This is a genomic window from Streptomyces sp. NPDC001980 (genome assembly GCF_040296885.1).
In the GTDB taxonomy this organism is placed as follows: domain Bacteria; phylum Actinomycetota; class Actinomycetes; order Streptomycetales; family Streptomycetaceae; genus Streptomyces.
The window spans coordinates 1-13,087 of sequence record NZ_JBEOYD010000031.1 but is presented as its reverse complement, the minus strand read 5'-3'; the positions used below and the strand labels follow the sequence as shown (position 1 = coordinate 13,087).

Annotated in this window: 12 protein-coding genes; 8 read left to right on the top strand and 4 right to left on the bottom strand. The window is 72.8% G+C overall.

The window, feature by feature from the left end:
- Positions 1-6 precede the first annotated feature (6 nt).
- Positions 7-552 (bottom strand): hypothetical protein, encoded by a 546-nt coding sequence (locus tag ABT137_RS35890; protein ID WP_351715330.1) that lies wholly within the window; start codon positions 550-552, stop codon positions 7-9.
- Positions 553-842: 290 nt separating this feature from the next.
- On the opposite strand from ABT137_RS35890, the gene ABT137_RS35885 reads away from it, so the two are divergent.
- On the top strand, positions 843-1,676 hold the full coding sequence (locus ABT137_RS35885; protein ID WP_351715329.1) for a trypsin-like serine peptidase: 834 nt from the start codon (positions 843-845) through the stop codon (positions 1,674-1,676).
- Positions 1,677-1,702: 26 nt separating this feature from the next.
- Here ABT137_RS35885 and ABT137_RS35880 read toward each other — a convergent pair whose 3' ends face one another.
- Together ABT137_RS35880 and ABT137_RS35875 are read right to left on the bottom strand one after the other, a co-directional pair.
- On the bottom strand, positions 1,703-3,313 hold the full coding sequence (locus ABT137_RS35880) for an N-acyl-D-amino-acid deacylase family protein (protein WP_351715328.1): 1,611 nt from the start codon (positions 3,311-3,313) through the stop codon (positions 1,703-1,705).
- 8 nt (positions 3,314-3,321) lie between these two features.
- The gene (locus ABT137_RS35875) at positions 3,322-4,599 is read right to left on the bottom strand and encodes an amino acid deaminase (RefSeq protein ID WP_351715327.1); all 1,278 of its coding nucleotides are present in this window, start codon (positions 4,597-4,599) and stop codon (positions 3,322-3,324) included.
- A gap of 194 nt (positions 4,600-4,793) precedes the next feature.
- Here ABT137_RS35875 and ABT137_RS35870 point away from each other — a divergent pair, with 194 nt between their 5' ends.
- The 5 genes from ABT137_RS35870 to ABT137_RS35850 all read left to right on the top strand — a co-directional run bounded on the left by ABT137_RS35870 (position 4,794) and on the right by ABT137_RS35850 (position 9,505).
- Complete coding sequence (locus tag ABT137_RS35870; protein WP_502984630.1) at positions 4,794-5,951, top strand: sugar kinase; 1,158 nt, start codon at positions 4,794-4,796, stop codon at positions 5,949-5,951.
- Complete coding sequence (locus ABT137_RS35865) at positions 5,948-6,715, top strand: IclR family transcriptional regulator (protein WP_351715325.1); 768 nt, start codon at positions 5,948-5,950, stop codon at positions 6,713-6,715. Before ABT137_RS35870 ends, ABT137_RS35865 begins: the two co-directional genes overlap by 4 nt.
- On the top strand, positions 6,712-7,122 hold the full coding sequence (locus ABT137_RS35860) for a RidA family protein (RefSeq protein WP_351715324.1): 411 nt from the start codon (positions 6,712-6,714) through the stop codon (positions 7,120-7,122). The genes ABT137_RS35865 and ABT137_RS35860 overlap by 4 nt, the downstream gene beginning before the upstream one ends.
- Positions 7,123-7,247: 125 nt before the next feature.
- Entirely contained in the window at positions 7,248-8,726 is a 1,479-nt protein-coding gene (locus ABT137_RS35855) for a GntP family permease (RefSeq protein ID WP_351715323.1), read from the top strand.
- Between the two features lie 65 nt (positions 8,727-8,791).
- Positions 8,792-9,505, top strand: a complete 714-nt coding sequence (locus ABT137_RS35850) for a hypothetical protein (protein WP_351715322.1) — start codon at positions 8,792-8,794, stop codon at positions 9,503-9,505.
- A gap of 72 nt (positions 9,506-9,577) precedes the next feature.
- Here ABT137_RS35850 and ABT137_RS35845 read toward each other — a convergent pair whose 3' ends face one another.
- A complete protein-coding gene (locus tag ABT137_RS35845; RefSeq protein ID WP_351715321.1) occupies positions 9,578-10,933 on the bottom strand; it encodes a M14 family metallopeptidase in 1,356 nt (451 codons plus the stop codon).
- A gap of 515 nt (positions 10,934-11,448) precedes the next feature.
- Between ABT137_RS35845 and ABT137_RS35840 the strand changes: the two genes are divergently transcribed.
- Both ABT137_RS35840 and ABT137_RS35835 read left to right on the top strand, forming a co-directional pair.
- On the top strand, positions 11,449-11,967 hold the full coding sequence (locus ABT137_RS35840; protein WP_351715320.1) for a hypothetical protein: 519 nt from the start codon (positions 11,449-11,451) through the stop codon (positions 11,965-11,967).
- Positions 11,968-11,982: 15 nt separating this feature from the next.
- Positions 11,983-12,903 carry an anti-sigma factor RsbA family regulatory protein gene (locus ABT137_RS35835; RefSeq protein WP_351715319.1) on the top strand — a complete coding sequence of 307 codons (921 nt, stop codon included), beginning with the start codon at positions 11,983-11,985 and terminating at the stop codon, positions 12,901-12,903.
- The last annotated feature ends 184 nt before the right edge of the window (positions 12,904-13,087 follow it).

Here is a 13,087-nt window from a genome sequence, read left to right as displayed (position 1 = left end):
CAGCGTCTACCGACCCGAGGGCGAACCGGCCCCCGCGTACGAGGGGCACCGGGACCCGGCGGCCGCGCACGGCTGGCTCAACGCATACGACGAGACGCGCGAGCTGCCGACGATCGCGCCCGCCCTGCCGGGGCCGGGCCGCGCGGAGCGGCGGCGGAAGGCGCGCGGGTCGGGTGGCCGGCGCGGCAGGTACGTGGTGGCCGCGGCGGGGGCGGTGGGGGCCGCGTCCGTGCTCGCGCTGATCGTCGGCCTTCCCTTCTCCTCTTCCCCCTCGTCGCCGGCCGACGGCACATCGGGCGGGCCGAACCGTACGAAGCACGCGGCCGGCGAGTCGTCGGCCGCGGCGGCGCCCGGGCAGAGCCCGCGCACCGCGTCCGTCACCTCCTCGCCGCCGTCGGCCGCACCGGCCACGGCGTCGCCGTCGGCCCGGTCCACCGCGTCGGCGGGCGTCGCACCCGACGCCTCCCCGAGCACCTCGCCGAGCGCCACCGCGACCCGCGGAACGAGCACGGCACCGTCGCCGACCGCCACCACCACGACGCCGACTCCCACGGACGGTCGGCACGGCTGGGGGCACGGGAGGGGTGGCGGCGGCAGATCCCATTGAGAGGGTCGGTCCGTCAGGAGGGGGTGTTCGGCGCAACCGGTCAACCGGCCAACCGGTCACGGCAGTTCGTCGTCATTCGTGTCGGGAGGCCTCAATCGTCGGCGCGGGATCGCGCCATCGGGCCGACCGGAAACAACTCCTTGCCCACGTGTGTCCTTGTGGTGAGAATGTGCATGACAAAAAGCGGGTGGCCGGAAGATCTCCGGTCACCTCGTCGTATAGAGGGGACCCCCACATGAACAAGCCTCTCGTCGCCGCGCTCGCCTCCCTGGCCATCACCGGGATCGGCACGGCTCCGGCGGTCGCCGTGCCGCAGACGGCAAAGGCCGCCGCGGTGACCGTCAACTTCGCGGGCACCGTCTCGCTCAGCAACTGCTCCGGCTCGGTCATCCGCTTCCCGAACTCCGCGGACAGCGACCCGGCGCTGGTCCTCACCAACGGCCACTGCCTGGAGACCGGCTTCCCGGAGCCCGGCGAGGTCATCACCGGCCAGTCCTCCAGCCGTACCTTCGGCCTGCTGAACTCCTCCGGCACCAAGGTCGCCACGCTCCGCGCCAACCAGGTCGTCTACTCGACGATGACCGACACGGACGTCACGATCTACCGCACCACCACGACGTACGCGGCGATCAAGAGCTCCTACGGCATCAGCCCGCTCACCGTCAGCGCGAGCCACCCCGTCGCCGGCACCGCCATCAAGGTCGTCTCCGGCTACTGGAAGACGATCTACAGCTGCAACATCGACGGGTTCGTGTACCGGCTCAAGGAGGGCGACTGGACCTGGAAGGACTCGGTCCGCTACACCTCCGCGTGCAACACGATCGGCGGGACGTCGGGGTCGCCGGTGATCGACACCACCACGGGCCAGGTCGTCGCCGTCAACAACACGGGCAACGAGGACGGGGAGCGGTGCACCGTCGACAACCCGTGCGAGGTGGACGAGAACGGGACCGTGACGGTTCGGCAGGGGATCAACTACGCGGAGGAGACGTACCTCATTCCGGCGTGCTTCACGACGGGGAACGTGCTGAACCTGAGCGCGAGTGGTTGCACCCTGCCCAAGCCGTAGGGGTGGCGGGCCGCCGTTTTCGGGTGCTACTGGGGCGCGTTACGCACCGACCTCCCTGCCAATACGTCCGTTCGGCGGCCGTCCTCGATCACGAACCGGCCGTCGATCAGGACGTGCGGGATGCCCGTCGGGAGGCGGCGCGGGTCCTCGAACGTCGAGCCCGCCGCGACCGTCCGCGGGTCGAAGAGGACGACGTCGGCCCGGTAGCCCTCGCGGACGAGTCCGCGGTCCGGCAGGCGCAGCCGGGCCGCGGGGCGGGCGGTGAGGTGGGCGACGCACTCCTCCAGGGAGAGGACGCCCAGCTCCCGTACGTAGTGGCCGAGGTAGTGCGGGAACGTGCCGTAGGCGCGGGGGTGGGGTTTCGTGCCCTGGAGGATGCCGTCCGAGCCGCCCGTGTGGACCGGGTGGCGCATGATCGTGCGGACGTTCTCCTCGTGGCCGACGTGCTGGAGGATCGTGGTGCCCAGGCGGTCGGTGACGAGGAGGCGGCGGGCCGTCGTCCAGGGGGACTCCCCGCGGGCGGCCGCCGACTCCTGGACCGTCCGGCCGACGAAGTCCGTGAGGGCCGGGTCGGTCACGCCCGAGATCTCGATCGTGTCCCACTCGATGGGGACGCCGTGGCAGCCGTCGGAGCCGACGGCCTCCAGGTGGTGGCGGATGCGGTCGGCCGTCTCGTCGTCGGAGAGGCGGGCGAGGGCCGCCGCCGGGCCGCCCTCGTTGGCCCAGCTCGGCAGCATCGCCGCGAGGGTCGTGCTGCCGGGGGTGTAGGGGTAGGTGTCGAGGCTGATGTCGGCGCCGGCGGCGAGGGCCTTGTCGAGGAGGGCCAGCAGTTCGGGGGCCCGGCCCTTGTTCACGCCGAAGTTCATGGTGGCGTGGGCCAGGTGGAGCGGGCAGCCGGCCTCCCGGGTCAGGGCCACCATCTCCGCGTACGCCTCCAGCGCGCCCGCGCCGTACGAGCGGTGGTGCGGGCAGTAGTAGCCGCCGTACTCCGCCACCACCCGGCACAGCTCGGTCAGTTCGGCGTCCGGCGCGTACATGCCGGGGGTGTAGGTGAGCCCGGAGGACAGGCCGACCGCGCCCTGGGCCATGCCCTCGGCCACCAGCCGGCGCATGTGGTCCAGCTCGGCCGGGGTCGCCTCGCGGTTCTCCCAGCCGACGGCGAGCGCGCGGACCGTGCCCTGCGGGATGAGGTAGGCCGCGTTGACGGCGATGCCCCGGTCGAGGCGGTCCAGGTACTCGCCGACCGACCGCCAGTCGAAGTCGATGTCGTCGCCGGAGCCGTTCCAGCCGGCGATCGCGCTGCGGACCTCCGCCAGCGTGCGGTCGTCGACCGGGGCGTACGAAAGGCCGTCCTGGCCCAGCACTTCCAGAGTCACCCCCTGTGCGGCCTTCGCGCTGTGGTCGGGGTCGCGCAGCAGGGCCAGGTCGCTGTGGGCGTGCATGTCGACGAAGCCGGGGGAGAGGACCAGCCCCTCCGCGTCCAGCTCGCGCATCGCGCGCGGGCGCTGGCAGCCCGCCGCCGCGGCCTCCTCGACGATCGACACGATCCGGCCGCCGTCGATCACCACATCGGCGCGGTAGGAGGGTTCCCCGCTGCCGTCGACGACGTCCGCGTCCCGGATGACGAGCTGCTCCACGGCCCCTCCTAGAAGAACGTGCGGATGTAGTCGACGACCGTCCCGTCCGCCTCGGCCACCGGGATCAGCTGCCACTTGTCGAACGACGTGCACGGGTGGGAGAGGCCGAGGCCCACCCAGTCCCCGACCTCCAGGTCCGCCTCGGGCTCGGTGCGCAGCCAGGCGTGCTGGTCGGACAGGCCGGTGACCGAGACTCCGGTCGCCGGGCGCTCGGCGCCCGCCCGGCGGATCACCTGGGCGACGGGCAGGTCGAGGTCGTAGGCCGCGTCCCGCTTTCCGGCGTTGGCGAAGGCCTGCTCGGGGGAGGGGCGGGAGACGATCTGCGCCCAGAGCCGGAAGGCGGGCTCCAGGGCGCCCTCCTCGGGGACCCGGTTGAAGGGGGTGACCTCCCGGTAGCGGCCGTCGTCGTGCGAGACGTACGCGCCCGAGCGCAGCAACTTCAGTACGGGTGCCGAGAGTTCGGGGACATCGGCGAAGACGTCCGCGACCGCGTCGAACCAGGCGCTGCCGCCCGCGCTCACCACGATCTCCGTCAGGCCCGCGAACCGGCCCGCCTTGTCGAACTCGACGGCGAGGGCGACCAGCCGGCGCAGATAGCCGTGCACCCGGTCCGGGTCGGCCTGCGGGACCTCGCCCTCGTACCCGGCCACCCCGACCAGCCGCAGCGTCTCCGTCCCGGCCACCGCGTCCGCGACCGCCGCGCACTCCGCCTCGGTACGGACCCCGGTACGGGCGCCCTCCCCGGCGGCGAGCTCGACCACGACGTCCACGGGGCGGCCGGTCCCGCGCAGCGCCGCGTCCATCAGCTCGACCCCGCGCACGGAGTCGACGTAACAGACGAACCGGAAGTCCGCGTCGCGCTCCAGCTCGGCGGCGATCCAGCGGAGCGCCGGGGCGTCCACGAGCTCGTTCGCGAGGAAGACCCGACGGGTGCCGAACGCCCGCGCCACCCGCACCTGGTGCGGCACGGCGAGGGTGATGCCCCACGCCCCGCGCCCGGTCTGCCGGTGGAAGAGCTGCGGGGCCATCGAGGTCTTGCCGTGCGGGGCGAAGGCGAGGCCGTGCCGTTCGGTGTACGACTCCATCAGCGCGAGGTTGTGCTCCAGGCGCTCGGCGGAGAGGGCCAGCACCGGGGTCGCGAAGCCGCCCGAGAACAGGTTGCGGCGCTGGGCGGCCAGTTCGCCGACGGTGAGGCCCTCGGCGTCCGGCGGGAGGCCCTTGAAACGGTGGTCGACGCGTTCCTCCGCGAGCCGGGCGAGCGCTTCGGTGCCGGTGTCGAGGGACACGGGGCCTCCCTGATCAGGTTGGTTGCATGGTGTGCAACGTCCATTGCGTATATCGCTTACCGCTGTCTAACATCCACGCCAACGCCGGGTCAATGGAGCCCGTAGCGCCCCTTTCCCGACGACGAGGAGCCACGACCATCGTGAAGGCCACCGGCGCCGTTGACGCCGTGGACGTCGTCGCGCTCGGCGAGTCCATGGTCACGTTTCTGCCCACCCGGCCGGGGAGCCTCGCGGACGTGCCGTCCTTCGACCGGGCGATCGGCGGTGCGGAGTCCAACGTGGCGTGTGCGCTCGCCGCCGCCGGGCACGCCGTGCGCTGGGTCAGCCGGGTCGGGGCGGACGGGTTCGGCGACCACCTGATGGAGACCGTCGCCGCGTACGGCGTGGACGTCTCGTCCGTGGGCCGCGATCCGGCGCGGCCCACGGGGGTCTACTTCCGTACGGCCGGTGACCGGGCGACGGACGCGCACGAGGTCGCGTACTACCGGGCGGGGTCCGCGGCGTCCGCGATGTCGGCGGCGACGGTGGACCTGGCGGCGGTGCGCGCGGGCCGGATCCTGCACCTGTCGGGGATCACGGCCGCGTTGTCGGAGGGCTGCCGGGGGCTGCTGCGCGAACTGACGGCTCCCGCCGGGGAGCGGCCACTGGTGTCGTTCGACGTGAACTACCGGGCCGGGCTGTGGGGTTCGGGTGACGGCTCGCAGATCCTGCTGGAGCTGGCACGCCGGGCCGACCTCGTCTTCGTGGGGGAGGACGAGGCGGAGGAGGCGTGGGGGGTGACGGGAGGGCCGTCGGCGGTCCGGGAACTGTTGCCGGAGCCGGAGGTGCTGGTGGTGAAGCAGGGAGGTGCGGGGGCGACGGCCTTCGTGTCGGCCGCGGCCCGGTGGGGGCTGGTCGCGCCCACGCGGCGGCAGCCGCAAATCGAGAACAGCCCCGCGCCCCTCACGGGGCGCTGCCCAGCCGCGTCCCATCGCAGCGGCACCCCGCAAGCGCGGGCGAGCGAAACCCCGCCCCCCGCCCCCACCCCCGGCACCTTCGAACCCGCCCCCACCCCCGGCACCTTCGAACCCGCCCCCGCCGTCGACGTCGTGGCAACCGTCGGCGCAGGGGACGCCTTCGCCGCCGGTTTCCTCTCCGGCATCCTGCGCGGCCTGCCGGTCAGGCAGACGCTCAGGCTCGGCCACCTCTTCGCCGCCGCCGCCCTGACCACCCCCGCCGACCTCGCCCCGCCCCCCGCCCGCGACACCACCGACCGGCTGACCGCCCTGGACGCCGACGCGTGGGAGAGACTTCGACTCGGCCCCGGCTGGACCGAAGCCGACACGGCCGAAGAGGAGGTACGCACCCCATGAGCCAGACCGTCGACCGAGCGCTCAGCATCCTGCCGCTGCTCGCCGAGGGCCCCGCCGACCTCGGCCAGGTCGCCGACCGCCTCGGCGTGCACAAGTCCACCGCACTGCGGCTGCTGCGCACCCTCCACGAACACGGGCTCGTCTACCGCCAGTCCGACCAGCGCTACCGCCTCGGCGCCCGCCTCTTCGCCCTCGCCCAGGAGGCGATGGAGAACCTCGACGTCCGCGAGATCGCCCACCCCCACCTGGCCCGCCTCAACACGGCCTGCGGGCACACCGTGCACCTCGCCGTGTTCGAGGAGGGCGAGGTCCTCTACATCGACAAGGTCGAGAGCCGCTACCCGGTGCGCATGTACTCGCGGATCGGCAAGCCCGTCGCCATCACCGTCGCCGCCGTCGCCAAGCTGCTCCTCGCCGACCTGCCCGAGCCCGAGCGGCGGGCCCTCGCCGACAAGCTCGACTACCCCATGTACACGGCCCGCTCGACGCCCAACGCGGAGGCGTTCCTCAGGGAACTGGCCAAGGTGCGCGAACAGGGCTGGGCCACCGACCTCGGCGGTCACGAGGAGTCCATCAACTGCGTGGCCGCACCGATCCGCGGTGCCGACGGGCGCGTCGTCGCCGCGATGTCGGTCTCCGCGCCCAACGTCGTCGTCACCGCCGACGAACTCCTCACCCTGCTCCCGCAGGTGCGCCGCACGGCGGACGCGATCAGCGGCGAGTACTCAGGCAGAACACCGATCAAGGAAGCCGGCACCAGATGACCGAGAAGATCGCGCTCACCCCCACGACCCACACCACCCCGCCCGCGAAGTTCTCGCACGGCGTCCGCAAGGGCAACATCCTCCAGGTCGCCGGCCAGGTCGGCTTCCTGCCCGCCGAGGAGGGCAAGCCCCCGACCCCGGCCGGCCCCACGCTGCGCGAGCAGACCCTGCAGACCCTCGCCAACGTCAAGGCGATCCTGGAGGAGGGCGGCGCCTCCTGGGACGACGTCATGATGATTCGCGTCTATCTGACGGACGTGGACCACTTCGCCGAGATGAACGGCATCTACAACACCTACTTCGAGGAGCAGGCGCTCACCGCCCCGCCCGCCGCCCGCACGACCGTGTACGTCGGTCTGCCCGCCGGCCTCCTCATCGAGATCGACGCCCTCGCCGTCCTCGGCTGAGACCGAGGCCGAGGCCGACACCCCCTCAACTCCCGCACGTCCTGCACGGCATGGCGCCCCCTCGGGTGCCATGCCGCGATCCGCCCTGCCCGAAAGCACGATGAACTTACGCAGAGGACCCCCACATGTCCCTACCGCTCGCCGCCTCCGCCACCCCCACGACCCCACCCCACACCGGAGGCCTGCTCCTCCTCCTCGACGGCACCGCCGGCCTCCTCACCGTCGCCGCCATCGGCATCGCCCTGCTCCTCTTCCTCATCATCAAGGCGCGGCTCCAGCCCTTCGTGGCCCTCCTCGCCGTCTCCATAGCCGTCGGCCTGCTCGCCGGTCTCTCGGTCACCGAACTCTTCGGCACCGTCCAGCGCTCGGACGCCGTCTCCACCGTGGAGTCCGGCATGGGCGGCATCCTCGGCCACGTCGCGATCATCATCGGGCTCGGCACCATGCTCGGCGCGATCCTCGAAGTCAGCGGCGGTGCGGAGGTTCTGGCGACGCGTCTCCTCAACCTCTTCGGGGAGAAGCGGGCGCCGCTCGCCATGGGCCTCACCGGCCTGATCTTCGGCATCCCCGTCTTCTTCGACGTCGGCATCTTCGTCCTGGCCCCCCTCGTCTACGCGGCGGCCAAACGCGGCGGCAAGTCGATCCTCCTCTACTGCCTCCCCCTCCTCGCCGGCCTCTCCATGACCCACGCCTTCCTGCCGCCGCACCCCGGCCCGGTGGCCGCCGCCGCGCTGCTGCACGTCCAGCTCGGCTGGGTCATCCTCATGGGCGTCGTCTGCGGCATCCCGGCGGTGCTGGCCGCATGGGCGTACTCGGCGTGGGTCGGCAGGCGGATCTTCGTCGCCGTACCGCAGGACATGGTCGAGGCGGCCGAGGAGGCCAGGCAGGCGGTGGTGGCGGAGCAGCGGGCGGCCGGAGTGGAGCCCCAGGAGAAGCCGGTCCCGCTGGGCACGGTCCTGGCGATCATCGGCACGCCCCTCGTCCTCATCCTCGCCGCGACCTTCTCCTCCATCGCCCTGGACCCCTCCACCGGCCGCTCGGTGCTCGAGTTCTTCGGCACGCCGATGGTCGCCCTCACCATCGCCCTGGTCCTCGCCTACTACCTGCTGGGCATCCGGCGCGGCTGGTCCCGCAAGTCCCTGGAGACCGTGTCGACCGCGTCCCTCAAGCCGGTCGGCAACATCCTGCTGGTGGTCGGCGCGGGCGGGATCTTCGGCGCCGTGCTGAAGGCGAGCGGCGTCGCCCAGGCCCTCTCCGACACCTTCAACGGCGTCGGCCTCCCGGTGATCGTCCTGTCGTACCTGATCTCGGTGGTCCTGCGGGTCGCCCAGGGCTCCGCGACGGTGGCGATCGTGACGACGGCCGGCATCGTCGCCCCGCTCCTCACCGAGGGCCACCACTCCCAGGCCTTCGTCGCCCTCGTCATCATGTCCATCTCGGCCGGCTCCATCTTCGCCTCGCACGTCAACGACGGCGGATTCTGGATGGTCGCCAAGTACTTCGGCATCAGCGAGCGGGACACCCTGAAGACCTGGACCGTGCTGGAGACGGTGTTGTCGGTGGTGGGGTTCGCGGTGGCGGGCGTGCTCAGCGTCTTCGTGTAGGCGTCTGATAACGAAGTCCGGGGCTGGCTGTGTCCGGCACAGGTTCTTGGACCATACTGCCCGCTGTGGAGCAGCGCATAGGAGCCAACAGCCAGCCCCTGGAGGGCGCCGGATTCGACCCGGCCTTCATCCCCGGGCTCACCTCACCCGCGTCCGCCGAGCCGGCGGACGCGCAGCCGGAGGACGCCCGGCCGGCGGAGGCCGAGGAGGCCGTGGCGGCGGAGGCGGCGGCAGAACCCGTGGCCGCGGCCGATGCCGAGGCCACGGCGGACGACGACGCCGCGGACGCCGACGCCGACGCCGACGCCGACGCCGACGCCGACGCCGACGCGGACGTGGATGCGGACGACGAGGAGACCTCCGAGGGCCCCGCCTTCGAGGCCGCCGACCGGCGCGCCCGGATAGTGGCCGACCACCAGGGCGTGCGCCTCAGCCTCGACGAGGAGAAGTGCGAGTTCCGCTGGGACGAGATCGGCGCGGTCGAGACCGAGGCGCCACGCTTCGGCAGGCGCTTCACGATCACCGTCCACACCCCGGACCGCCGCTGGTACCCCATCGAGATCGAGGCGACGTCCCGCTCCCGCTTCAAGGAGTGGGAGGAGCAGCTGGACGAGGTCCTCGACGCGTACTTCGACGACGGTGCGGAAGAGGAAGCCGAGGACGTCCAGGAGGCAGAGGCGGAAGCGGAGGACAAGGCCGCGGACGAAGCCGAAGCCGAAGACGGCGACAAGGCCGTGGACGAGGCCGCGGACAAGGACGAGGCCCTCCGCAAGGAGTAGTCCCGTCCCGTCCACGACCGAGCCGCTCCGGCCCCGGTGGCTGCCCCACCGCTGGAGGGGCTCACCCGTCGGCTACCCGCAGTACTGCGCTTCCTTCCCGATCGACCTGTACATGCAGTCCGCGTTCTCCAGCAGTTGGAGCACCGCGTCCCGGTTCCGGGAGGTCTCCCGCTCGATCACCTCGTCGGGCGGGTAGAAGCCGCCCCCGGAACTGGACGTCGGGTACATCTCGAAGGTGTAGTCGAAGATCTTCTGGGTGCCCCACAGATAGTCGTCGATCGAGCCGTCGGTGATGTACAGATCGCTCGACTGCTCCGGCGTGTAGCCGTTGCTCGCCGCCATCTTCTGCCCGACCGCCTTGAACGCGGCGGCGTCGTCCGCGGTCATCCCGGTGGCCGTGTCGGCGGTCGTGTAGCCGAACGGCCACAGCACCAGCTCGCTGTACGTGTGGAAGTCGATCCCCGCCTTGATCTGCTGCTTGCCGCCGACGATCCGGCTGCGTACGAAGTCGGCGACCACCTTCACCTCCGGCGCCGACTCGGCGGCCGCGCCCCGGTAGGTCTCCGAGGACGTGGAGCCCGAGGAGCCGCCGCAGCAGCCCCACTTGTAGTTCCAGTTCCGGTTCAGGTCCGTACCGACGTACGACGAACCGGAGTTGGGCTGCCGGTTCTTGCGCCACGACCGGTACGAGCCGGTGGCGATGTCGTACTCGCCGCCGTCGGGGTTGAGATCGGGGACGATCCAGATCTCCCGGCTGTTGACGATGTTCGTGACCCGGGAGTCCGATCCGTATCCGGCGCCCAGCTCCCGCAGCAGGTACAGCGCCATCTCCACCGTGAGGTGCTCGCGCGCGTGCTGGTGGAAGGTGAGCAGGACCTCGGGCTCGTTCTCGTCCGTCGCCACGTTGTCGCTGACCTTGATCGCGACGATGTCCCGGCCATGGTACGACTTGCCGATCACCTGCCTGCTCATGATCGAGGGGTAGGCGGCGAGCCGCTGGTCGATCTCGGCGTTCGCCTCGGCGTAGTTGTGGTACTTCGAGTCGGCCGTCGGGAAGTCGAACAGGCGCAGCTGGTCGGCGGCGGACGACCGGTCCGGGGCCGCGCCGAGTGGTGTGACGTCGTAGCCGAGGCGCTTCAGCGCGGCGATCTGCGCGGGCCGCCCGGAGACGACCACCGTCTCCTCGTCGGCCTCGTCCACGGAGACGCCGGCCTGCTGGATCGCCGCGCGGGTCACCGGGGTGGTGCTCTGGTGGATCTCGTACTGCCGGACGTCGTCCGCCGACGGGGCGGACGGGCGGGCGCTGTCGGCGCTCGCGTGGGTCGCCGTCGCCGACACGGGGGCCGCGAGGGTGAGGGCCAGCAGGGCGCCGAGCGCGGCGGTCCGTCTGCCGGTGCGGGCGCCGGAGCCGCGTATGCGAAGTCGCATGAAGTCTCCTGGGGAGGTGGGGGTGGTTCAGTGCGACGTACCTACGTATCTGTGTGATGGCTGTGCGAGTGCCGCTCATCGTCCAGGGAATGGCATGGACAGGTCAAGATAGTAAAATTGGCCGCGTGAATCGGCCGCGCAGTGTACGCGCGTACATGCCGCCGCAAGCGGCCCCCGCCGAAGTGCACCCACCCGCGTGACGTCCGTGTGCGTTCTCCCGGTCCGCCGGGAGACCGTGGTCGGACGGCCAAGAGGAGGGCTGGCTGATCATGGGCGGATCGGCGCCGCGCGGGGGCTGCCGTCAGCCGGTCGGGACGACCAGCTTCGTCGACCGGAGAGACGAACAGGCCGCGGGCCGCGAGCTGTCGGCCGAGGCCCGCCTCGTCACGTTCACCGGACCCGGCGGGGTCGGCGAGACCCCCCCAGCCGGCCCCCGCCCTCTTCGCCGACCGCGCCGCCGCAGTGCTCCCCGGCTTCCGGCTCACCCCCGCCCACCGCGCCGCCGTGGCCCGCCTGTGCCGTCGCCTCGACGGGCTCCCGCTCGCCATCGAGTTCGCCGTCGTCCGGATGCGCGTCCTCGGCCGCGACCTGCTGGGAGGATCGCCGACGGCCTCGGCGCGGCCGAGCGCACCGCCGTCCCGCTCGGCGGCGCCGACCGCGTACGGTCCGGCATCGGCCGCGACCGCTGGGGCTCCGCCGCCCTCGACCCGGCCCGCCGTGCGTGCGAGAACCGCGCCCGGGCGGTCCTGGGGCCGGGGGAGTACGAGCGGGCGTACGGCCGGGGCGGCGCACTCGGCCTGGCGGACGTGATGGCGTACGCCCTCGGTGAGGAACCACAACCCCCGCCCCGTCAACCCGAGGTGCGGACGGCGTCCGTCCGGCTCACCCGTCGTGAGACGGAGGTCACGGAACTGGCCGTACACCGGCCGGTCATCGCCCGCCGCACCGCCGAGGGCCCTGCGGAACGCGCCCTCGGCGAGCTCGGCTTCAGCAACCGCAGCCAGATCGCCGCCCGGGTGACCGCCCGGCGCTGACGCACAGGAGACCCGATGAGTACCAGTACGGGCGCGCGCCCCGCCGCGGCCCACGGGCAGTTCGACCACCGGATGGCCGTGTTCGGCTCGGACGACGCGTTCGTCGCCGCCGCCCTGCCCTTCCTCGCCGAGGGCCTCGCCGCCCCCGACGAGCCCCCGCCCGTCGCCATCGCCGCCCCCGGCCTGCTGGCCGTCCTGCGCGACGCGCTCGGCGCCGACGCCCGGGACGTCGGCTTCGTCGACCACACCGACTGGTACACCGGTACGGCCGCCAACGCCGTGGCCCAGGGCGCCGGTTACCTCGCGGCGAACGCCGGGCCCGGCGGCCGGGTCCACCTCCTCATGGAGCCCGACTGGGCGGGGCGTGCGGGCCGTTCGGCACGGGAGAGCACCGAGTGGATCCGCTACGAGTCCCTCGCCAACCTGCTGTTCGCCCCCTTCGCCACCACCGCCCTGTGCGCGTACGACACCCGTACGGCAGGACCGGCCGTCGTCGACGCGGCCCGGCGGGCCCACCCGGGTACGGGGGTGTACGAGCAGCCACCGGTCCTGGTGCGGGAGCTGGACGCCGTACCGCTGCCCCCGCCGCCGCAGTCCGCGGCCCGGCTGCCCGCGCCGGAGGCGGTCGGGGCCTGGGCCGCCGGGCGCGGGCTCCCGGCGGTGGACGCCGGGCTGTTCGGCCGGGCCGTCGGGGCGGCGGCGGCCGCGCACGGGCCGGTCGTCGAGATCCTCGCCTGGGGCGAGGCCCCGGCCTGCGTCTGCGAGCTGCGGCTGTGCCGGGCGGTGGCCGACCCGCTCGCCGGGTTCGTGCCGCCGCCCGGCGGGGAAGCGGAGCCGGGGCAGGGGCTGTGGTTCACGCGCCAGGTGTGCGCCTACGTCGATGTCCGGGACGGGGTGCCGGGGGACGGGGCGAAGATCCGCGTCCAGTACGCGTGAGCGGGATGCGGTACGCGCGGACCCCCACGGCGGCGCATCCGCGGGTACGGGTACGGGTGCTGCGCTGCGGGTGCGACGGCTGCGGTCGGCGACAGCCGTAGCACCCACAGCCCGGGTCCCGGGGGGCGGCCCCGCCCCCGGGGCCCCCCCCCGGGGTTAGGCCGGGGGGGGCCGGGGGGGGCCC

Bases quoted from the DNA above. Each gene is read 5' to 3' on its own strand.
- ABT137_RS35885 (WP_351715329.1), top strand. From the start codon at position 843: ATGAACAAGCCTCTCGTCGCCGCGCTCGCCTCCCTGGCCATCACCGGG.
- ABT137_RS35870 (WP_502984630.1), top strand. From the start codon at position 4,794: ATGGTCACGTTTCTGCCCACCCGGCCGGGGAGCCTCGCGGACGTGCCG.
- ABT137_RS35865 (WP_351715325.1), top strand. From the start codon at position 5,948: ATGAGCCAGACCGTCGACCGAGCGCTCAGCATCCTGCCGCTGCTCGCC.
- ABT137_RS35860 (WP_351715324.1), top strand. From the start codon at position 6,712: ATGACCGAGAAGATCGCGCTCACCCCCACGACCCACACCACCCCGCCC.
- ABT137_RS35855 (WP_351715323.1), top strand. From the start codon at position 7,248: ATGTCCCTACCGCTCGCCGCCTCCGCCACCCCCACGACCCCACCCCAC.
- ABT137_RS35845 (WP_351715321.1), bottom strand. From the start codon at position 10,933: ATGCGACTTCGCATACGCGGCTCCGGCGCCCGCACCGGCAGACGGACC.
- ABT137_RS35835 (WP_351715319.1), top strand. From the start codon at position 11,983: ATGAGTACCAGTACGGGCGCGCGCCCCGCCGCGGCCCACGGGCAGTTC.